Below are 20,962 nucleotides of genomic sequence, written 5' to 3'. Positions count from 1 at the left end.
TCTATGATAGTCATCGCCGATGGCCCCGATGTCGCCGTTGCGTTGGATTCAGTGGCTGGCAAACGGATCCTGAACGTGGTGAATACACTGGGTGATCCACGCTATCGATTGACGCCCCGCCTTTGACAATGTCCCCCGTCCATGCCGTCTTTGATCACGCCGAAAGCCACCGCCGCGAACGAAACGATGTCTCACGAATACGTCCTGGGCATCGACGTCGGCGGCACTGATGTCAAAGTGGGCTTGTTTGATTACCAAGGACAGATCGTCGCAAGCGACCGAACGCCGACACCATCATTGGGGACACCGATCGCCGTGTTCGAACATGCGTTGCGGTTCGGCAACGATGCCTTGGGGTCGGAGACAACGGTCACGGCGAAAGAGCATTCCCACATTGCCGCGGTCGGGCTGGCGGTGCCAGGCGTCTTGGATCAGGCGACCTGCCAGTTGAAGGAAGTCGTCAATCTGCCCGGTTGGTTGAACGTCCCGTTGCTGGATCAGATGCAAGCCCAATCGGGGCTTCCCTGTGCCGTGCTGAACGACGCGAACGCCGCGGCCTTGGCCGAACATGCGATGCGAAATCTGGGGCACCAGTCGCTTGCGTTGGTCACGCTGGGAACCGGCATCGGATGCGGATTGGTGCTGGGTGGACGACCACACGGTGGGGACCACGGATGCGCGGGCGAACTCGGGCACATCGCGATCGATTTTGGCGACGCGGCATGGCCTTGTACCTGTGGCAGCCGCGGGCACCTGGAAACCTATGCCGGTGCGGCTGGTGTGCAGCGACGCCTGAAAGATCGGATCGCCGATGGTGTGGCGGCGAACGAGCCCGCTGACATCACGCCTCGCGAAATCGCCCGACGCGCCGAAGCGGGTGATCCGGATTGCATCGCGACGATCCGGGAAACCGCCGCTTATGTCGGCAGAGCCATCGGCATGCTCTGCCAAAGCGTCGACCCGGCGGTCGTCCTGTTGGGCGGCGCAATGACTTTTGGCGGCCCCGATCGACCGACCGGTCGCAAATTCTTAGACGACGTCATTGCCGAAGTCCGCGCAACGACGTTGGTGCAAGTCGGTACCCAGGTGACGATCGACTTCGCCAGCCTGAAGAACAATGCCGGAATGATCGGCGCCGCAAAGTTCGCCAGTCTTGCCGCACAAATCGACCACGACGCACACCACTAAACGAACACACTTAGTTGCACCGGAGCATGGAGACCTGCATCGTGAAGACGGATTTCACCAGAATCGAGCGACTACCAATCCGGGTTTTTCCGCAACCCACCGATGCAGCCAAGGTGGTTGCCGGTGAAATTGCCCAGGCCATCCGCGAAGCGGATTCGGGCGAGCGAAATTTCGTCCTGGGATTGGCCACCGGATCGTCGCCGGTCGACACCTACGATGAACTGGTTCGTTTGCATCGCGACGAAGGCCTATCGTTCGCGAAGGTCACCGTTTTCAGCTTGGATGAGTTTTACCCGATTTCACCCGACCAATTGCAAAGCCACGCGCGGTTCTTGCACGAACATTTGATCGACCACATCGATATTCACCCCGACAATGTTCACTTTCCCGATGGCACCATCGATCGCGAAAATGCGGCGGCGTACTGCAACGATTTCGAAGCCAAGATCACGTCCGCCGGCGGCATCGATTTCCAATTGCTGGGCGTCAGCCGCATCGGCCATATCGGATGCAACGAACCGGGCAGCGATCCGGGGTCACGCACACGGTTGATCACGCTGGACCAAGTCACACGCACCGATGCGGCCAGCAATTTTTTTGGTGCCGACAACGTGCCACGACATGCGATCACCATGGGTGTGGCCACGATTCTGGAAGCCAAGCGGATCGTGTTGCTGGCCTTCGGCGAAGGCAAATCGCAAATCATTCGCCGCACGGTCCAGGATGATGATCATTGGTCGATTCCGTCGACGTTCCTGCAACGACACGCCTCGGCCGATGTGGTGGTCGATCAATCCGCAGCAGCGGCGTTGACCCGTTTCGCTCGTCCCTGGTCGCTGGGGCCGATCGCCTGGGACGAATCGATAACGCACCGCGCGGTGATCGACATGGCGCTGCGTTCGGAAAAGGCCATCTTGAAATTGACCGAGGCCGATTACAACGAACACGGATTGCAAGATTTGTTGGCCGATCACGGCAGCGCCTATGACATCAACCTGCGCGTCTTTCGCCGCTTGCATGCGACGATCACCGGTTGGCCGGGCGGCAAACCCGATAGCCGAAAGGAAGCGGGTGACCGCCCGGGCCATCGCGACGATCTTTTTCCCAAACGCATCTTGTTGTTTTCCCCCCATCCCGATGACGACGTCATATCAATGGGCGGCACCCTGATTCGTTTGGTCGATCAAGGCCACGAAGTCCACATCGCTTACCAAACGTCCGGCAATATCGCGGTGTTCGACGACGACGCCTTGCGATTCGCAGAGTTCGCCGGCGACTTTTGTCGTGAGTTTGAAATTCGAGCCGAAGGCCTGGACGAGTTGGAATCGCACGTCGATGAATTTTTGCGGAACAAGAACCCCGGCCAAGTCGACAGTGAACCCGTTCAACGTATCAAAGCACTGATTCGACGCGGCGAAGCACGCGAAGGGGCACGATGCTGTGGCGTTCCCGATGAACAACTTCACTTTTTGAATTTGCCGTTCTATCAAACCGGTCGGGTCCGCAAAAAACCGCTTTCTCAAGACGACATCCGGCTGACCGTCGACCTGATGCGTCGCGTCCGCCCTCATCTGATCTACACCGCAGGCGATCTTTCCGATCCGCATGGCACCCACCGCACGTGCTTGCGTGCAGTGCTGCAGTCGTGCCTGCAGTGCCAACACGATGAATGGTATTCCGATAGCCAAGTCTGGTTGTACCGCGGAGCCTGGCAAGAATGGCCGGTCGAACGTATTGAGATGGCCGTGCCGCTTAGCCCGGCCGAAGTCAAACGAAAACGCAATGCGATTTTCAAACACGAATCGCAGAAAGACCGTGCGTTGTTCCCGGGGTCCGACATGCGGGAGTTCTGGGAACGCGCCGAATCAAGAAACGCAGACACCGCGGCCAAGTACGACACGTTGGGACTGGCCGAATATGCCGCCATCGAAGGCTTCGTTCGCTGGGACGGACAATCGGGACTGACCGTCTAGCCGCCCAGCTCGGCTTCGCGTTGATAGACGGCTAAGGTCGTTTCAAAGGTCTCCGCGCGTACACGAAATTCGGGGACCGAATCGGTGTGTTTGTTGCAGTGTTCGACCAACACCCGATACAGGAACCGGAACAGGTGCCGGGGTACCCGCAGCGATTGAAACGCGGTCAACATTCGGTTGTACGACAGGTCGTCGGCGAACAAATCCTTCGGTTCCGGCGATGCACCTTCGGCGGCGCACGCCATCATGCGGGCACGCGCCAAGTCGTACAGCGATTCACCGGTCCAAGCGAACGAGGGCACCACGTTCTGCTTGTCCAATCGGGCCCGTTCGTGGAAATCGCGGTTTTCGCGTTCCACATCCCGGTACAGTTCTTGAGGCAACATCAGCTTGAATCCGATGCCGGGCTGCTTCAGCAATTTGTTGTCCAGCATCGGCCAGACGAATCGCTTCATCAGTTCCTGTTTGCCGCCGGTCAAATGTGGTTCGTCCACGCGGTCCATCAGCACGATGATACCGCGATAGCCCAAACGTTCGATCAAACCTTGAAACTTGTTCAACAGTTCATAGCGATCATCGGTGCGGTCGTAGCGAGGAATCGGCTGGTTGGCCAACTCGCGTCGCGGGAACCGCAACAGCACCGTGCGAAGCGATCCGACTTCGCGTTTGCCGACCCGCATATGACGGCGGATGCCCATCGCGGCAAAGTGACACTTGATCCATCGCCACAAAAAAGGCGATGAAAACAGCAAAGCCAACGCCGGGGCCAGCCACAGAATGGTCAGGCTGCGACCACCGTCCTCGCCACCGTTTTGCCGCATGAACAGGTATCCCGTCAGGACCACGGCGACGATGGTACCGATCATTGCCAGGGACACGTCCCACAAAGCCAACCAGTTGGAAAACGACAGTTTCTTTCGCAATTGACTCCATCGCCCCACCGACGTCGACGCGGTGGATTGATCGTACGCCATCGCCAACAACAGAAAATCGCGGGCTGCGGTACGGTCCAGTTTCGCCAAATGGGCGGTGGTGATTGCGTCTTCGCTGGAGGCGTCTTCACGAGTCGATCCGATCGCCAGCACTCGGTCGACCAGGCTGGTCACACCGATGCACAAAATCGCGTCCATGTGGTCCCACAATCGCCATGCATCCAGGACCTTTTCCGGCTTGCGTGCCACCCGCCGACTCATCCGTTCGCTGAAGTGATCCAGAAACGGATTGAAGTCGTCATAGCGAATCACGAACACACGTTGTTCGGGATGCTGGGCGTTGTAGCGGGCCAGATGTCGGTCGACTTGCAACCGCATCGCCGTTTTCCCGCTGCCCTTCGGTCCGAACACGATCGCCGTGGATGGTTCGGCCGGGTCCCCGTACACCTTGTCCCAGACCGGATGGTAGGCACTGCTGATGCAGTGTTCCTTGAAAACCTGGTCGGTCTGCGCGTCTTCCTCGGCAAAAGGATTGCGAGAGATACCGTGATGCTCAAGCAAAGATTGAATGTTCATGCAATATCCGGTGCATCCGTTTGCAACGAAAGGTTCAGCGTAGCGACAAGGGCGTTGATCACAGACAAAAACTGAAAGGGTATTCCCGATCAGGATGCATCCAGGCTTTTGATCATTTTGACAAAGTCATCACGATTGGCCTGAACGACTTTGGCCGGCCCGATCATCTTGACGAAATACAAGCGCCCTTTAGGGCTTTGCAGAATAGCGCCGGTCATCGCGTAATCTTCGCGTTTGACCATTCGGCCACCCGCAAAGGGACCACCGCCCATGCGTTCGCTGAACGAACCAGCGTGGTCGACGATCACGACTTGCCAATCGCCCAGCTTCATCGCTTCACGCTTGAACGCACCTTCGGGGCTTTCGCTGAATTGACCTTTCCAGCGGGCGATGTTCGGTTCCAAGCCACCGCCACTGGCCATGCCATAAACACGGGCGGTCACTTCGTCATCACCCTTGCCATCGGTGGCGACAAACTCGGCTTCGACGATCCGCGATTTGGGCGGTGATTTTTTGAACGCCGCGGGCACCGTCAGTTGGGCTTCGTTAAGAACGTTGATTTTTTCAGTCGTCTTTGTCGCCGCGTCATCGGCCAAAACCGGGGACGACGCCAAGACCGTTAACAAACCGAACGCGGACAAAGTCAGGGGACCGGTGAAGGATCGCATGGCGATGGGCTCCGTTGGAAATTCGTATGGGACAATGCATTCGCGAAAAGGAATGCACGCGACCGCGAAAAAATTTACCGCAGTCGGACGGTTTACCGTAGTCCCGAAGAAAGCCGACCGACACATCCCTGCTGCCCCAAAATCCTGGTTCACAGCGACCGGGGATCCCGCTAGCGACGAATCGATCCCCACAATTTCGCCAATTCGACCAAGTGCTCGGTGGCGGCGACCATTTCATCCAGGCACGCAAATTCCGTCACGCTGTGGATATTGTGCTGGCCGCTGGACAGGTTCGGCGTCGGCAATCCTTTTTCGGTCAACTGGCTTCCATCGGTGCCGCCACGAATGATCGCTTTGGTGCAGGTTCGCCCCAGATTCTGAAACGCTTTTTCGGCCAGAGTCACGGATTCGGGCAACTTTTTCAGCCCGTCGGCCAGATTGCGATACTGTCGATAAACACTGACCTCATATTCGATGCCCGGATGATCGGCAGCCACTTCGGCGGCGATTCGTCGGATCAGCTTGGCGTATTCTTCCAAATCAGCGGTGTCGAACGAACGTAAAATCAGTTCGACGGTGCCTTCGCCCGTTCGCGCCTTCATGTCATGGGCGTGAATGAAGCCTTCGCGACCGTCGGTGGTTTCCGGGGTGCAGTGATCTTTGGGCAATCTCGCGACGAATTCCGCGACCGGGCGCATCGCGTTGATCATGCGATCCTTCGCGATTGCCGGGTGAATGTTGTGTCCGGTGAAACGGACCGTCGCCCCATCGGCCGAGAATGTTTCGACATCCAACACGTCCGCTCCGCCACCGTCGATGGTGTAGGCCACATCGGCCCCAAGTTTGTCCAGGTCGATCTTATCGGTTCCGTGACCGATTTCTTCGTCACAGGTGAACAACAACCGAATCGGACCGCGTGGCAACGATGGATTTTCGATCAGCGTGTGTGCCAATTCCATGATGATCGCCACCCCGGCTTTATCATCACCGCCAAGCAATGTGGTGCCGTCGGTGGTGATCAAAGTCTGCGACACCATGTCTTTCAGGTCCGGACAGCCATCGACCGTGATCACATTTCCCGCGGGAAGTGGAATATCGCCGCCGGCGTAGGACTCGATCACCTGCGGCTTGACCGACGTGGCCGGTGCCTCGGGTGAGACATCCATGTGGGCGACCAACGCTATCGTCGGAACATTGCCGGAATCGCCGACGGCGGGTACGGTCGCCCAGACCAAAGCGTTGTCGTCGATCTGAACATCTTCGGCCGACATGGCACGCAATTCTTCGGCCAGCACTACCGCCAAGTCACGCTGCGCCTCGGTGCTGGGGTATGTCTTGCTGTGCGGATCCGCCGGCGTGTCGATTTGGACGTAACGCAGAAAGCGATCCAGCAGGCGTTGGCGATTGATTTGCATGGGGATAAATCGTTCGGTGACAATTGGCGATTCGGAAAGAGCGGCGTGGACGCGGTTCAACCGGGGCATTGGTAGAATTTATCCGCACCGGCGTTAAATTGGACGCCAATCCCGTGTGGAAGCAACCCCGCGTCGTCACCCAGCAGCGTGCACCGGTGGCCGAAGCAGCGGGCGACAAATTTCGACAGCTTTCAATCCAGCGACGACGGCATGACGCAATCGGTCACCTACCTAGTATTTGATGTCGAAAGCGTGGCCGATGGCGATCTGATTGCCAAAGTCCGATACCCCGGCGAAGGGCTGACGCCGGCCGAAGCGATCACGAGGTATCAATCGGAAATCTTCGAAAAGTCCGGAACGACGTTCATCCCGCATACCTTTCAAATCCCGATCGCGGTGGTCATCGCCAAACTGGACGCGGAATTTCGGATGCTGGATTTGGTTTCACTTGACGAACCCCATTTCCGCAGTCATGTGATCACGGCGAATTTTTGGAAGGGGTGGGACATGTACCGTCGGCCCACCTGGATCACCTTCAACGGACGATCGTTCGATCTGCCGATCATGGAAATGGCGGCATTTCGTTACGGCATCTCGCTGGCAAAATGGTTTTCCGGTTCCGGTTACAAAGCCCTGCGCAACCGTTTCAACAGCGAAGCCCATTTGGACCTGCAGGACCTGTTGACCAATTTCGGCGCCGCACGATTGAACGGTGGATTGAACTTGGCGGCACAGTTGTTGGGCAAGCCCGGCAAGATGGGCTTGAACGGCGAAGCGGTCCAACAGAAATACGACGAAGGCGGCAAGATGGAAATCAGCGACTACTGTCGCTGTGACGTCTTGGACACGTACTTTGTCTTTCTCCGGTGCATGGTTTTGACCGGCAAGTTGACACTGGAACAAGAGATCGAATTGGTCCAGCAGGCCAAGGATTTCATCCAACAACGTGCCGCCGATTGCCAGGCCTATCAGGACTATCTGGGGCAATGGGGTGAATGGGTCGACCCCTGGGAAGCCGAGGCGGTGGACGAAGCCGACGAGAACGGTGATGCGACGGGGCCATCGGAATCGGGCGACAGCAACCACGGATCCACCGCCGAACAAACGACTGATTCGGAACCGACTTCATCGCCGGTGGAAGCCGATTCCACGGCAAATCCCCAGTCTGATTCGGCCACCGACGTGACCCCCAAAACGTCCTAACTCGGCCCTTGGAAAATGCCCGTGAAACTCGTCGGGCCTCCCCAGCGATCTGACTTGTGATTCCCAGATCGGCTTTCGTAGACTTCGACCGTTCATCCCGGTGTCAAACACCATAGTTTTGATCGGAAAGTCTGCCCCCTTGGTCGGCACGGATGCCACCGCTGAATGTCTCGCCCGTTTCGGATGCAGGAAGCAGATCCGGACCGGGATGTCTGCTGCGCAGGTCCGACGACGGCTTTCAACCGCATTGACCCTGATCTGCGGGTTGATGCTGGCACTCTCAGGCATCGGTCCCGCGTCCCGAACCGCGACCGCCCAATTCCCGGCATCCGACGCGGCGACCACGGATGAATCGGCACCACAAATCTCGCGACAGCCGCCCCGAGTCGATGGCGACCGAATCGCCAAATGGAATCGCGGCGGGGCCGACATCAGCTGGCTGCGAGACAATTGTCGACTGATGTTCGAAGACCGCATCTATCTGTGCGATCAGGTGCTGTTGGTCGTCGATGGTCCGCCCGGGCGCGTCCGAACGCGATTCGTAATTTCTGGTGTTTCCGACGGCAAAGGCGGGCAAACGGGTCCGCTTTCGGGCGTGATTTATTCGGCATTGGAACCCCAAATTCAATCGCCTACTCCGATCCCGGTGCCGCAAAACCTGCCCGCATTGGCGTCACACCTTCCCGGTGGTTGGCCCGACGTACGATTGCCTCAATCGTCATCCAACCAGGGTGATCTTCGTCTGGCAGGTCATTCGGAATCGCCCGCCGAAGGCTCGGGAACGGGCGACGGTGGGGTTCGGCAAGCCCAATACGCATCGCCGCTTCCGGTTCCCGATTCGCTGCCGGACCAGATGTTCGGGCCCACATTGGTGCCGCCCCCGGCCACAAGTTTTCCGGGCACGCCCGGCGTGGGCACCCCGGTGCCGAACCAGACGACGCTGCCCGATGCGCCGCGAATTCAAAACGGCGAAGGACAATTTCGAATTTTCTCGGCCGACGGTCGACACGAAATCGAGTTTGTTTCACGCAATCCCGCCGCCCCACTTTCGATTCAAAACGTTCCGCGTCCGGCCTTGGGGGAAGAGGTCTGGGTCGCCCGCGGTGGAGCCACCGTTCTGATCCGCGACGTCCAAGCCCAGTTACCCGGCGGACAGTTTCTGGACCTCGGCACGATCTCGTTGTCCGCCCATCGCATCGTCGCGTGGACGCCCTTGCTGAATGATTTGATGCAAGGCCGCGCTGACATGACGTCCCATGATTTGGAGCTGTATCTGGAAGGCGACATCGTGTTTCGGCAAGGAGACCGGATCATCTATGCCGAATCGATGTATTACAACGTGACCCAGGAAACCGGGATGGTGCTGGACGCCGAAGCCATCAGCACGATTCCCGATTACCAGGGCGTGGTGCGATTGAAAGCGGATGTGCTGCAGCAGGTCGCCGAAGGCAATTTCCAAGCGTTCGGTGCCGCGGTGACGACCAGCCGTCTGGGCGTGCCGCGCTATTGGCTGCAAAGCGATCAATTGTCATTTCGCCAGCGTTTGCGGACCACCGTCGACCCGATCACCAATCAAACGATCCAGGCGACCGATTCGTACGTTTCCAGCCGCGACAACTTCATTTACTTCGGCAGCGTTCCGGTTTTCTATTGGCCGCGTTTAAGCGCCAGCATCCGCAAGCCGCCGTTGTATCTGACCGGGGCCAATTTCAAGAACGATGACATCTTCGGAACACAGGTCATGTTGGAATGGGACCTGTTCCAACTGCTGGGATACGACTCGGCCCCGGACGGCGTCGATGTGCGCATCAAAACGGACTACCTCAGTGACCGTGGCCCGGCGTTTGGCACCCGCACCACGTATGACCGCACCAGCTTCTTTGGCATCCCCGGACATGTTCGTGGACAAACCGACGGCTATCTGATTCACGACACGGGCCTGGACACCCTGGGGCAGGACCGCCGTGACTTGACGCCGGAAAAGACTTGGCGTGGCAAGTCCTGGCTTCAACACCGTCACACGTTCAACAGCGGCTGGGAATTCATCGCCGAGGTCGGTTACATCAGCGATCGCAATTTCTTGGAACAATACTTTGAAAGCGATTGGGACCAGCAAAAAGACTACACCACCGGTGCAAGGCTTCGTCGTTACGGCGGCAGCCAATTGTTGGATTTGTCCGTCGAAGCAAGAGTCAATGACTTCTTCAAAGAAACACAGCAACTGCCCGTCCTGGAACACTATGCGATCGGACTTTCGCCGCTGGGCAACGCGTTGACGTGGACGATGAACAACAAAGTCGGCTACGTCGATTTGAATATCGCTGACACGCCGGTCGATCCGGTCGAAGCCGCATCGATGACGACACTGCCGGGTGAAGTCGATGCGCAAGGCTTGATCGCATCAACGCGACACGAATTGTCCGTTCCGCTGGACTTGGGTCCGCTGAACCTGAGCCCCTTTGTCGGTGGCGATGCGACGTATTTCGGCGAAGACATCAACGGCGATTCGCTGACACGTTTGACCGGACAAGCGGGCGTCCGAGCCAGTTTGCCGATGTACCGTATCGATCCGACGATTCAAAGCGCGTTGCTGAATGTCCGCGGCTTGGCCCACAAGATCGAATGGGTGGGCGAATACTTTTATGCCGACAGCGACGCGAACTTTGACGACTTGCCGTACTACGATTCGCTCGATGACAACGCACAGGAACAATTTCGCCGTCGATTCATCATCGATCAATTTGGCGGTGTGTTACCGGCACAGTTCGATCCGCGCGATTATGGATTCCGTCAAGGGATCCAACGCTACGTCACCAGCCCCAGTGATGTGGTGGTGGCCGACCAGCAACAGATTCGCTTGGGGGTTCACCAACGATTCCAAACACGACGTGGCTTGCCGGGCCGGGAACGCATCACGGACATCTTGCGGTTGGACATCGACACCATCCTGATGCCCGACGCCGATCGTGATAATTATGGCGAAACGGTCGGACCGACAACGTACGACGCAAGCTTTCACCTGGGCGATCGCGTTTCATTGCTAAGCGACGGCTACATCGATTTCTTCGACGATGGTTTGCGCAGCATCAGCGGTGGCATACGCATGAGCCGACCGGGCTTGGGCGATGTCTATGCGGGGTTGATCAACATCGATGGACCGGTGACCAGCACAGCCCTGCGGACATCATTGGATTATCGCTTGAACGAAAAGTGGATCGTCCGCGCGGGATCCACCTATGACTTTGCCGACGTTGGTAACGTCGGACAAACGATCGGACTGACTCGCATCGGTGAATCTTTCTTGACGGGATTCGAGGTCACGGTGGACGCCGGACGAGAAAACGTCGGCTTCAACTTCTTCGTTCTGCCGCGATTCTTCCCGACGGGTCGAGGCCGTGTGGGTGGCCAACTGATTCCGCCGCCAGGTGTGGAGGGCTTGGAATGACCGATCCCCATTCACGATCTACATGGCGTCAAAAGTTTGCCGACGCGAGCCGCGGTATCGGCGTCGCGGTCCGGGGACAGAAAAGCTTTTGGGTCCACTTTCCGGCCGGCATTCTGGTTTTGATGACGGCGTTTGCACTGCGTCTGCCCGCCACATCCATGGCGATTCTGTGGCTGACCGTCGGCGTGGTGATCGCGGCGGAAGTCGCCAACAGCGCCTTCGAGGCGTTGGTTCACACGGTGCACCCCAGCTTCGATCCGCGGATCGGCCGCGCGCTGGACATGGCCGCCGGCGCGGTCTTGGTTTTATCGATTGCCGCGGTGGCCGTGGGCATCTGCCTGCTGGGCTGGCCGTTGTGGAAATTTGTCGTCGGGGTGGCAGCCGCCTGAACAGAAAACGCCTACACCATCCGCATCGATTTCCAGCGTCCTTGCAAGAATCGCCCCACCATTGATGCGGCCAGCAAGAACACCCACCCGGTGACAACCCACCACCACCAAGTCAGCCGTCCCGTTTCCGGTTCGAAAACGATGCCGATGCTGCAAGCGATGATCGACGCAAACAATCCGGACAGCAAAACGAACCAAGTGTCACCGGCCCCTCGAAGCGATCCGGCCACGATCAATTGCGTCGCATCGACGATTACATAAATGGCGACGAACCCCAACAAGTTCCGCGCCAGCGATATCGCCACCATCGAATCTTCCGATGCGTCCCCCCACTGATAGAGCGCCAGCAGTTGATCGGGAAACGCCAGGTACAACACCGCCCAAACCATCGAATAGATCCAACCGATCGATAGAGCCCCGGCCACCGATTTGACCGCTCGTGACGGACCACTTTCGGTCAAATGCCGCCCCACCAGGACCGATGCGGCGATCGCGACGCCGACCAACGGGACATAAGCGATCATGTTGAAATTGATCGCCATCGTGGTCGCTCGCAGTGGCAAGTCCCCCAGTTGTCCGATTTGCAAGACGATCGCGGTGAACCCAGCCGCCTCGGTTAACGACATCAATCCCGAAGGCAAACCGAAGAACAACAACTTGCGGATCAACGCGGGATCAAAAGAGATGCCGGCCAGAATCCGATAGCTTTCCTGAAACTTGGGCCGTGCCAACAAGAATGCGAACAACCCGCCCTTGAACCAGAACGAGATCAAACTGGCCCAACCGGCACCGATGATGCCCATCGCTTCGATTTGCAGCGGCCCCATGTTCATTCCAAAAATGAACATCCAATCCAAAACCAGATTCACGACGCCCGATGCGATACTGGCCCACATGATCACGTGCGTCCGTTCCGTACCGGCAAAGAAACCGCTTAAACCGGATTCCAGAACGATCCCTCCGGCCCCCCACATCAGCAGCCGAAGGTATGCCGATTCCAATTCGATCAAGCCCGCGGGTTGACCGGTCAGTGAAAACAACGTCGGCGCGAGCGTTCCGATCAAACCGAACAGCGGCAACGTGGCCAAAGCAAACCAAACGACCTGCCATAGAAAGCGACCGATCATTTCACGTTGTCGGCTGCCGACGTACTGGCTGACGACGGCGCCGGTCATGCCCGACACGCCGACCGGAACACAGATCAGCGTCCAGAACAAATTGCCCGCAGCCATCGATGCGCTCATCGCCGCACCGTCGTACCACAGCAAGAACGTACGATCGGCAAACAGCACCACCGAAAACGTGCCCGTGCTGATCATCAGCGGCATCGCCACGCGAATCACTTCGGCCATGGCCTGGCCCAACGTGTCGGTCGACGGATCACCGGGGTCGGGCGCAACATCGCCGGATCGAACTTCGCCGGTGGGCGAAACGACATCGATCAGCTCCGACGATTCGTGGACCTGCTGCACCTGGTCGGTGAACTCCGTTGGCACCGCTGCATCCTTTTCCATGCTTTTCATGATCGCGAAACGACTGTTCCGACCGCCCGGCGATCCTCGGTTTTGCACGCCGGCATCGTCAACGGTCCCATCGGCATGCCGGCCAAAGACTTTAGACCACGCTTTTCCCATCTGTGACACGTGGCACCTGTGGGACGATTAACATGGACCCCAGACGAGGGTCCTGCGGTGCGAATTCACTGAATCTTCTTCGCGCCGATCCCTTTCAGATCGTTGTCGACCTGCCGGGGTTCGCGCATGATACCCGCGACCTTGCGGCCACCTTCAATCTGAACATCCCGTGGGCCTCTTTGACAGTCCACGACGACTTGATTCCATCCTGCCAAGAGCCAATTCGATGCGATCCAACGCGTTCCTTTCCCTCGTTTTATGCCTTGGGCTGGTGCACGCCATCACGCCGGTATCGGCACACGACGGTCACAGCCACGACGGCCATGATCACGATCACTCGCACGTCGCCGATGCGTCGGCAGCGATCATGACCACGCGCCCGGCCGCCAAAAGCCTGCCGCCGGTCCAAGCGGATGACGTTTTTCACTTTGTGGTTTACGGCGACCGAACCGGTGGCGTGCCCGAAGGATTGAAGGTGCTGGAACAGGCGGTCGTCGACACGAATCTGTTGGATCCCGATTTGGTCATGACGGTCGGCGACTTGATCCAAGGATACAACCAAACGCATGAATGGTTGGACCAAGCGGCCGAGTACCAAGAAATCATGAACCGGCTAAACATGCGGTGGTATCCGGTGGCGGGCAACCACGATGTGTATTGGCGCGGACCTGACGCGCCGCCCCAAGGCCATCACGAATCCAATTACGAAAAACACTTTGGGCCGCTGTGGTATTCGTTTCAACACAAGAACGCCGGCTTCATCGTCCTGTACAGCGACGAAGGCGATCCGGAAACCAATGAAAAGGCTTTCAATCAAGGACGTCTGCAAAAGATGTCCGACAAGCAATTGGAGTTCTTGGAAAAAGCGTTGAAAGACCACAAAGACGCCGATCACGTTTTCTTGTTCCTGCACCATCCACGTTGGATCGGTGGCGGCTACACCGGCGGCAACTGGGACGTCGTGCATGACATGCTGAAGTCCGCCGGAAACGTCACCGCCGTTTTCGCGGGCCACATCCACCACATGCGATTCGACGGTCCGATCGACGGCATTGCCTATTACACCTTGGCCACCACGGGCGGACACCTGTCGGCGGAAATTCCCGGTGCCGGTTACCTACATCACTTGAACATGGTCACCGTTCGCCCTGATGACATCAGCGTCGCATCATTGCCGATCGGTTCGGTGATGGACCCCAAGGAGTTCACGCCGGAGTTTCTGGCGACCGTGGATCAAGCTCGCTCGGTTCGCCCGTCGTTGCAGTCCGGCGAATTGCGACTGAACATCGACGGCAGCGCCAGTGGTGAATTGACATATGCGATCAAGAACACCACCACGCGACCGCTGCAGGGATCGCTGGTGTTCGGTTCACCGGACCGTCCGTCTCGCGATTGGACTTCCGATTTGGATCACCAACACTACGAAATCGCGCCCGGACAATCGCGTCAATTCACGTTCAACGTGAACCGACCGGCCGGCAGCATGCAAACCCTGACCATGCCCACGGTTCGCACCGAATTGGATCTGATCGGCGAAACCACCCGCATCCGGTTGCCCGCCATCGACCAACCCTTGCCTTTGCGGGTCAGCGCTGTGCCCGCTGACTTCTTCACCGCCGGCAAAGACTTGGCTTTGCGCGTGCAGACGCCGCAGTCGGCGGTTCGCATCCCCAGTGATGAATTCGAACTGCCCGACGGTCCCTTCACCGTCGAAGGCTGGTGCCGGTTGGATGAAGCCGCCGGTTACAACGCCGTGATCGCGAAAACCCAAAGCTCCGAATTCGCCATCTTCATGGACGAAGGCGCACCCGTGTTCGACGTCAATTTGAACGGTCGATACGTTTCGGCCAAAAGCGATCAAACCATTGCCATCGGCCAATGGACTCACATCGCCGGCGTCTTCGACGGCAAAGAAGTCCGCTTGTACGTCAACGGAAAACAGGTCGATTCACGCCCGGCCCGGGGCAAGCGTCGCACGAACAAATTGCCGTTGTTCTTAGGAGCCGATCCGGACGCGGGCGGGAATCCGACACGCAACTTTGTCGGCTTGTTAGATGAAGTTCGCTTGTCGACCGGCGCGGTCTACGAAGCGGACTTCACCCCCGAATCACGATTCTTGCCGCAAGATTCAACGGTCTTGCTGATGCACCTGGATCGACGCGTCGGCCCCTTTGTTCTGGACCACAGCAATTCCGCAGCCATGGGAACGCTTGGCAAAGCGGCGGACTTGGTTTCTCACGGCCGCTAATACGTTGGTGAAGTCGACGCGTTTTTGCCCGGCCGCAAGTCAGTCCTGCGGTCGGGCCCAAAGCGAACGGTCGACCCGCTACAGATTCATGCCACAAATGACCGCGGGTTCGACAAAACACAGCCGGACGTTGCCGTATTCACGAAAGTCCCACGCCGCGGCGGGCAAACGCGCGGTGTCGAAAAACTTGTCCGTTTCGGCGACCAACACGCTGCCCAGCGGCGCGTGTTCCAGAAACGCGCGGATCATCTGGTTCAACTTGCCCAGGGTCGTTTCGTCTTCCCACATTCGGTAGGGCGGGCACAGAAAAACGATCCAGGGCGTGTCGGCATCGGGCGGCCCCAACAATTTCAATGCGATACGAAAGGTGTCGCCGATGATCAGGTTCAAACGGTCTTCGATGCCCAACTGAGACGCCGAGTCTTTCAACGTCGTCATGGCATGCCGCGATTGTTCGACCACGGTCACGCCATTGGCGCCCCGGCTGATCGCTTCGAAAGCAATCGCGCCCGTCCCGGCAAACAAATCGAATCCGACGGCCCCGCGGACCGCCGGCCCCAAGATGTTGAACAAGTTTTCGCGGACGCTGTCCTTCATCGGTCGTGTGTATGCGGCGCCGTGATATCGGACCGTGCGACCACGCATCGAACCGCCAATGATTCGCAGAGTCGTCGCGTGTGTTTTGGCAGCCGACTTGCCGCCACGCGGTGCCTTGGCAGCGGAATCATCCGCATCGCCGTCCTGATGCCCCGTTTGGGCTGCATCAAACTTGCGTGACGATCGGGATTTTCCGCGACGAGGGTGCTTCTTGCTCATTCGGGGCAGTATAACCGCGGTTGTGAAAAGGTCTGCGGGGCGCGCAAACCATCGCGGGGCCCCCCACGTAACAGGTCAAATCGCCTCCCTCAGGCGACGCGTCCCGTCGTCACCGATTTCACCGCCCGTCCGTTTCGTTCTTTCATCGTCTTCGTCGGTGCCCCGAGTCCGCCCTATGCCCCGTCGCACGTTCCGAATGTTCATGATCACCCCGTCGCGGATCGCCGGTTGGACGGCTCTGTTGGCCCTGTCCATTCTTGTTTTCGGCTGGGACGCGGCAACGCTGGCGGCCCAAGACGAAACGACCGAAGCCGCACCGACCCAAGACGCGTCATCGGAATCGCCAGATTTCGGATCGCTGGAAATCGAAAGCCAGTTGCCGCCCGACGCCACCGAAGAAGAACAGTTGGCCGAACTGGAACGGCTGTTGGAAACACCGGAAGTCCAGGAGGCAATCGCCGCATTCGACCAATCACATCAAGAATTGGTCGAAGCGATGGGCGACCTGAACGAAACGTACTTGCGATACCGCAATGAAATCGACCAAACAGAATCCGGCAAAGCCACCTTCCGTAAACGTCGTGAACGGGTTCGCAAGCTGATCCATCAAACGCACCGGTTGGCCAATCCGATTTTGCCGTTTTATCGCGAAGCGGCCACCTATGCGTTGACGATGGTGCAAAGCAACGAAGAACGCAGCATCTACGACGGCGCAACCTACGAAAGCGCCGCCCGATTCTTGGATGCCAAGCGGAATGAAAAATACATCTTCCAAGCCGCGATGCGTTCGGCGGTTTGCACGGGACAGTTCGACGTCGCGCGAAAGATCTTCGACGTCCTGCAAGGCCAAGAACTGCCCCAAATCGACACCAATATTCGCATCAATTTGGACCAGATCGAAGAAGATTTCAATTTGGAAGCGGAGCGCCAGCGGCGCGACGCGGACAAAGTGTTTCCCAAAGTCAAACTGCACACGACCAACGGTGACGTCGTCGCCGAACTGTACATCGATGATGCCCCCAGCGCGGTATCGCACTTCATTCAATTGGTCGAAGACGGCTATTACGAGGACGCCGAATTCATGCAGGTGATCGACAACTTGTTGGCCCTGTGCAGCCACGCGGCGGAATCACCTCCGCAAAAATTCCTGGTCGACGAACACCAAAAACCCGACGCCCGACGTCCGCTGCGGGGATCGTTGGTCATGGCGGGCATCCCGGCCGAAGCCGGCCGATTTGTTCCCAATTCCGCCAACCGCCGATTCGCGATCATGATGATGCCGATCCCGATGGTCGCCGATTCGCAAACCGTGTTCGGCCGCGTCATCGAAGGCATGGAGGTCGTGTCGACGTTCCAGCGGGTCGATCCCAGCAAGCCGAAGGAAAAGGGCGAATTGGTGCTGCCACCCGATCGGATTTTGGAAGCCACCATTATCGATCGCCCCGAAACGCTGCCGGAACCGGAATACATCGAAAACCCGTCTCGTTAGCGGCGAGGTTCATTTTCGATGATTTCGACGCCGATTGCCGGCCCGACGGTCGAATCGTCGCATCCTTTGTCGACGAAGCGGCGACGGGTTATCCTGGCATGTGCCAACCGACAACGATGGCTAGCCCGCCCTTACGGCCTGACTGGACACTGGATTGCCCCAATCCGTCTTCCCGCCCAACCATTTCCCCACCTTCCTTCGCGGACGAACCGCTGCCTCGGTTTCGACGCGACACCGCCTTCTTTTTGACGCTTGACCGATTGCCGTTATGAACGATCCGAAAAAATCTCTCTCCGAAGCCAACCACGACACCAAACAAGAATCACGACGCCGATTCATCAAAGGCGGCGGGATGATGCTGGCCGGCGGTGCGATCGCCGGCAGCCAAGTTTCCGTGGCTCGTGGTGCCCACGCCTACGGGACCGACACGATGAAGATCGGCTTGGTCGGCTGTGGAGGACGTGGCACCAAGGCCGCGATGCAAGCACTCAGCACCTCCGGCGGCGAAGTCAAGTTGGTCGCCCTGGCAGACGTTTTTGACAACAACGCACAAACGACTTATCGAGGCATCAAAGGCAAGCACAAAGACCAAGTCGACTGTGCCGATCGCATCTTCGTCGGCCTGGACGCTTTCGACAATGTGATGCAGTCCGACGCCGACGTCGTCATCCTGGCCACCCCTCCGGGATTCCGCCCGCAACACTTCGAAGCGGCAATCGATGCGGGCAAGCACGTCTTCATGGAAAAGCCAGTTGCCACCGACGCGCCAGGAGTTCGTCGCATTTTGGCGGCCAATGAAAAGGCCAAGGAAAAAGGCCTGGCGGTTCAGGTGGGTCTGCAACGCCACCACGAATTCCGCTATCGCGAATGCATCGACCGGCTGCAAAACGGTGCCATCGGTGACTTCATCTTGGCCCGCGCCTACTGGAACGGTGCCGGCGTTTGGGTGCGTCCACGCAAACCGGAAATGAGTGAATTGGAATACCAGATGCGCAACTGGTACTACTTCACCTGGCTGGGCGGTGACCACATCGACGAACAACACATCCACAACTTGGATGTGATCAATTGGTTGATGGACGGCCCGCCGGTCGAATGCCAGGGGCAAGGCGGCCGCGAAGTCCGCAACGGGATCGACCACGGCCAGATCTATGACCACCACATGGTCGAATTCACCTACGGCGACACCAACTATGGCAACGGCATGAAGATGCTTAGCCAGTGCCGTCACATCCGTGGTTGCTGGAACAGCGTCAGCGAACATGTCCACGGCACCAAGGGCTACTGCGATATCAGTAAAGCGCGGATCTACAAACCCAACGGTGACTTGGCCTGGGAAAGCGATGCGACCGAGATCAGCGAAAAGGGCTGGCAACAAGAACACCACGACCTGTTCAGCGCACTGCGTCGTGGCGAAGTCCCCAACGAAGGCGAATACGGCGCGTACAGCACGATGACCGCGATCATGGGACGCATGGCCACCTACAGCGGCAAGCCGGTCAAATGGGACGACGCATTGAACAGCGAAATCCAGCTGGCCGACACCGATTCGATGACCAGTTTCGACAGCGCCGCTCCGATGCAGCCCGATGAAAAGGGGCGCTACGAAGTCGCGGTCCCCGGCCAAACCAAAACGGTCTGACCTGAAGATTCTTCTCCAGATTCAGATCATCGATCCAACATCCCGCCCCCGCCGTTCGTTTTCGAACTCGCGGGGGTTTTCCTTTTGGGGGCTCGCACGTGTTCGCACCGGAGGGCGATTGATTGTTGCGCCCCGGCGACTGGAATCAGCGATAGGCATCCGCGGGACTCGGCGGTGACGTCTCCATTTGTGGAAACGCATCACCGGGCCTTCGGCGCGCATCTTGGTGATCCGCCTTTTCTGTCAACGATGTCCAGTTCAAATGATGAGTCTGACCTTTGTCGCTCACGCCTCAAAAAAGCCGGTAGATAATTGCACGTCCTGGATGTGCAGGTGACGTACTGTAGAATCCGATTGAATCATCAACACGCAGGTCGACCTCTGCGTGCCCGGGTAGCTACCATTGAAGGTATCTGGCAGCCGAACGCTGTATCGGTTGGGGCGCAGACATGACGCTTGCAGAAATCGGTGTGTAGACCGTGTGGTAAAACGTATCGCTCCATGAGTTAGAGGGAACGCCGTTCGTGTAGTAAATGTGTGCTGCATGTCGATTGGAAAAACGTCGAGTTGCAGGACCATAGGTCAAGAACCAGACTGAAAAAACGACGGAAGTGATGGTTGCGCAAATCGTCCACGACCGCGGCATCCGGGCGTTCCCGAGAAGGAAACCAACGATCGCAGCGATGAAGGAGGCTAACCACCATAGCAACAGTGCGAATGCATGAAACTTCAAGAGAGTCCCAACTGTGAAAGCAGCAATGGTGGTGAGGCATAGCAGTGTCGACAGTCGGTATTTCGAGCTGAGCACGAGTGCGAATCCTCTTTCAGTGCGGATAACGTCTGCTGTAACCGGGCACGAACGGAAGATTTTGATTTCAGTTGCCGCGTGAATGAGTGCTCTGGATCACGGCGTTGTTATCCGACGGCTCTGTCACATCGGTTCACGTGGTGCGTGCTGCACAGAACCGCCGTGTCATTCATGACAGAAAATGCCGTGGCCTCAGACCAAATAAACCGAGAACAGTCACAGAGCACAAGAATGAACCGCTGACACAGAGCAGCCCAACAATCCAGTGTGTGCCTGCGGCTTCACAAGCGATCGCGATGACCACAAATGCGATTGCCTGAAGGAACGCAAGGACAGCAAGCCAAATTCGCCAGGGTTTGGGATTCGAAATTGCTGCGGCTTCGCTTTGGCTGCCTTTTCGTCTTGCACGAATCGCGTTCGGCAGGAACATGAGGACAAATCCCAGCAACAAAAATGTCAGGATGCCGATTTCGTGATCGTCCATGTCATTCCTCCGCTGTTAATGAATTGAGGATTGGGCGAACTGTGTGTCGGAT

Annotated in this window: 15 protein-coding genes; 9 read left to right on the top strand and 6 right to left on the bottom strand. The window is 58.0% G+C overall.

Annotated features, from left to right (window positions below):
* The first annotated feature begins 3 nt into the window (after nucleotides 1-3).
* Genes HFP54_RS25945 through HFP54_RS08140 form a run of 3 tightly spaced genes read left to right on the top strand, consistent with a single transcriptional unit; the run spans nucleotide 4 to nucleotide 3,161 of the window.
* Nucleotides 4-126, top strand: coding sequence for a hypothetical protein (locus HFP54_RS25945; RefSeq protein WP_261346784.1), 123 nt, complete (start codon nucleotides 4-6; stop codon nucleotides 124-126).
* A 15-nt stretch (nucleotides 127-141) separates the two neighbouring features.
* A complete protein-coding gene (locus HFP54_RS08145) occupies nucleotides 142-1,188 on the top strand; it encodes an ROK family protein (RefSeq protein WP_235951474.1) in 1,047 nt (348 codons plus the stop codon).
* A 26-nt stretch (nucleotides 1,189-1,214) separates the two neighbouring features.
* The gene (locus HFP54_RS08140) at nucleotides 1,215-3,161 is read left to right on the top strand and encodes a 6-phosphogluconolactonase (RefSeq protein WP_146415655.1); all 1,947 of its coding nucleotides are present in this window, start codon (nucleotides 1,215-1,217) and stop codon (nucleotides 3,159-3,161) included.
* Here the strand turns inward: HFP54_RS08140 and HFP54_RS08135 are convergent.
* The 3 genes from HFP54_RS08135 to pepT form a co-directional block, all read right to left on the bottom strand.
* Nucleotides 3,158-4,669, bottom strand: coding sequence for a hypothetical protein (locus HFP54_RS08135; protein ID WP_168564776.1), 1,512 nt, complete (start codon nucleotides 4,667-4,669; stop codon nucleotides 3,158-3,160). The genes HFP54_RS08140 and HFP54_RS08135 overlap by 4 nt on opposite strands.
* An 89-nt stretch (nucleotides 4,670-4,758) precedes the next feature.
* Entirely contained in the window at nucleotides 4,759-5,337 is a 579-nt protein-coding gene (locus tag HFP54_RS08130; RefSeq protein ID WP_168564775.1) for a hypothetical protein, read from the bottom strand.
* Between the two features lie 170 nt (nucleotides 5,338-5,507).
* Nucleotides 5,508-6,752 (bottom strand): peptidase T, encoded by a 1,245-nt coding sequence (pepT, locus tag HFP54_RS08125; protein ID WP_168564774.1) that lies wholly within the window; start codon nucleotides 6,750-6,752, stop codon nucleotides 5,508-5,510.
* A gap of 210 nt (nucleotides 6,753-6,962) precedes the next feature.
* Between pepT and HFP54_RS08120 the strand changes: the two genes are divergently transcribed.
* The 3 genes from HFP54_RS08120 to HFP54_RS08110 all read left to right on the top strand — a co-directional run bounded on the left by HFP54_RS08120 (nucleotide 6,963) and on the right by HFP54_RS08110 (nucleotide 11,789).
* Entirely contained in the window at nucleotides 6,963-7,955 is a 993-nt protein-coding gene (locus HFP54_RS08120; RefSeq protein ID WP_168564773.1) for a 3'-5' exonuclease, read from the top strand.
* A 208-nt stretch (nucleotides 7,956-8,163) separates the two neighbouring features.
* Nucleotides 8,164-11,400: an LPS-assembly protein LptD gene (locus tag HFP54_RS08115; RefSeq protein ID WP_168564772.1), complete on the top strand. Its 3,237-nt coding sequence runs from the start codon at nucleotides 8,164-8,166 to the stop codon at nucleotides 11,398-11,400.
* Nucleotides 11,397-11,789, top strand: coding sequence for a diacylglycerol kinase (locus tag HFP54_RS08110; protein WP_146415661.1), 393 nt, complete (start codon nucleotides 11,397-11,399; stop codon nucleotides 11,787-11,789). Before HFP54_RS08115 ends, HFP54_RS08110 begins: the two co-directional genes overlap by 4 nt.
* Nucleotides 11,790-11,800: 11 nt before the next feature.
* Here the strand turns inward: HFP54_RS08110 and HFP54_RS08105 are convergent, their stop codons facing one another.
* Nucleotides 11,801-13,312: an MATE family efflux transporter gene (locus HFP54_RS08105; protein WP_235951472.1), complete on the bottom strand. Its 1,512-nt coding sequence runs from the start codon at nucleotides 13,310-13,312 to the stop codon at nucleotides 11,801-11,803.
* A gap of 337 nt (nucleotides 13,313-13,649) precedes the next feature.
* Between HFP54_RS08105 and HFP54_RS08100 the strand changes: the two genes are divergently transcribed.
* A complete protein-coding gene (locus tag HFP54_RS08100; RefSeq protein ID WP_168564771.1) occupies nucleotides 13,650-15,671 on the top strand; it encodes a LamG-like jellyroll fold domain-containing protein in 2,022 nt (673 codons plus the stop codon).
* 78 nt (nucleotides 15,672-15,749) lie between these two features.
* On the opposite strand, the gene HFP54_RS08095 is transcribed toward HFP54_RS08100, so the two are convergent.
* Nucleotides 15,750-16,487, bottom strand: a complete 738-nt coding sequence (locus tag HFP54_RS08095) for an RsmD family RNA methyltransferase (RefSeq protein ID WP_168564770.1) — start codon at nucleotides 16,485-16,487, stop codon at nucleotides 15,750-15,752.
* A gap of 175 nt (nucleotides 16,488-16,662) precedes the next feature.
* On the opposite strand from HFP54_RS08095, the gene HFP54_RS08090 reads away from it, so the two are divergent.
* Nucleotides 16,663-17,976: a peptidylprolyl isomerase gene (locus HFP54_RS08090; protein ID WP_168564769.1), complete on the top strand. Its 1,314-nt coding sequence runs from the start codon at nucleotides 16,663-16,665 to the stop codon at nucleotides 17,974-17,976.
* 268 nt (nucleotides 17,977-18,244) lie between these two features.
* On the top strand, nucleotides 18,245-19,618 hold the full coding sequence (locus HFP54_RS08085) for a Gfo/Idh/MocA family protein (RefSeq protein WP_168564768.1): 1,374 nt from the start codon (nucleotides 18,245-18,247) through the stop codon (nucleotides 19,616-19,618).
* A 977-nt stretch (nucleotides 19,619-20,595) separates the two neighbouring features.
* Here HFP54_RS08085 and HFP54_RS08080 read toward each other — a convergent pair.
* Nucleotides 20,596-20,910: a hypothetical protein gene (locus tag HFP54_RS08080; protein ID WP_168564767.1), complete on the bottom strand. Its 315-nt coding sequence runs from the start codon at nucleotides 20,908-20,910 to the stop codon at nucleotides 20,596-20,598.
* Between the last annotated feature and the right edge of the window lie 52 nt (nucleotides 20,911-20,962).

The organism is Crateriforma spongiae (assembly GCF_012290005.1).
GTDB classification, from domain to species: domain Bacteria; phylum Planctomycetota; class Planctomycetia; order Pirellulales; family Pirellulaceae; genus Crateriforma; species Crateriforma spongiae.
This window is presented reverse-complemented; position numbering and strand designations above follow the sequence as displayed.

Excerpts from the sequence above, each read along its gene's own strand:
- HFP54_RS25945 (WP_261346784.1), top strand. The coding sequence starts at position 4 with ATGATAGTCATCGCCGATGGCCCCGATGTCGCCGTTGCGTTGGATTCA.
- HFP54_RS08145 (WP_235951474.1), top strand. The coding sequence starts at position 142 with ATGCCGTCTTTGATCACGCCGAAAGCCACCGCCGCGAACGAAACGATG.
- HFP54_RS08140 (WP_146415655.1), top strand. The coding sequence starts at position 1,215 with ATGGAGACCTGCATCGTGAAGACGGATTTCACCAGAATCGAGCGACTA.
- HFP54_RS08135 (WP_168564776.1), bottom strand. The coding sequence starts at position 4,669 with ATGAACATTCAATCTTTGCTTGAGCATCACGGTATCTCTCGCAATCCT.
- HFP54_RS08130 (WP_168564775.1), bottom strand. The coding sequence starts at position 5,337 with ATGCGATCCTTCACCGGTCCCCTGACTTTGTCCGCGTTCGGTTTGTTA.
- pepT (WP_168564774.1), bottom strand. The coding sequence starts at position 6,752 with ATGCAAATCAATCGCCAACGCCTGCTGGATCGCTTTCTGCGTTACGTC.
- HFP54_RS08120 (WP_168564773.1), top strand. The coding sequence starts at position 6,963 with ATGACGCAATCGGTCACCTACCTAGTATTTGATGTCGAAAGCGTGGCC.
- HFP54_RS08115 (WP_168564772.1), top strand. The coding sequence starts at position 8,164 with ATGTCTGCTGCGCAGGTCCGACGACGGCTTTCAACCGCATTGACCCTG.
- HFP54_RS08110 (WP_146415661.1), top strand. The coding sequence starts at position 11,397 with ATGACCGATCCCCATTCACGATCTACATGGCGTCAAAAGTTTGCCGAC.
- HFP54_RS08105 (WP_235951472.1), bottom strand. The coding sequence starts at position 13,312 with ATGAAAAGCATGGAAAAGGATGCAGCGGTGCCAACGGAGTTCACCGAC.
- HFP54_RS08100 (WP_168564771.1), top strand. The coding sequence starts at position 13,650 with ATGCGATCCAACGCGTTCCTTTCCCTCGTTTTATGCCTTGGGCTGGTG.
- HFP54_RS08095 (WP_168564770.1), bottom strand. The coding sequence starts at position 16,487 with ATGAGCAAGAAGCACCCTCGTCGCGGAAAATCCCGATCGTCACGCAAG.
- HFP54_RS08090 (WP_168564769.1), top strand. The coding sequence starts at position 16,663 with ATGCCCCGTCGCACGTTCCGAATGTTCATGATCACCCCGTCGCGGATC.
- HFP54_RS08085 (WP_168564768.1), top strand. The coding sequence starts at position 18,245 with ATGAACGATCCGAAAAAATCTCTCTCCGAAGCCAACCACGACACCAAA.
- HFP54_RS08080 (WP_168564767.1), bottom strand. The coding sequence starts at position 20,910 with ATGGACGATCACGAAATCGGCATCCTGACATTTTTGTTGCTGGGATTT.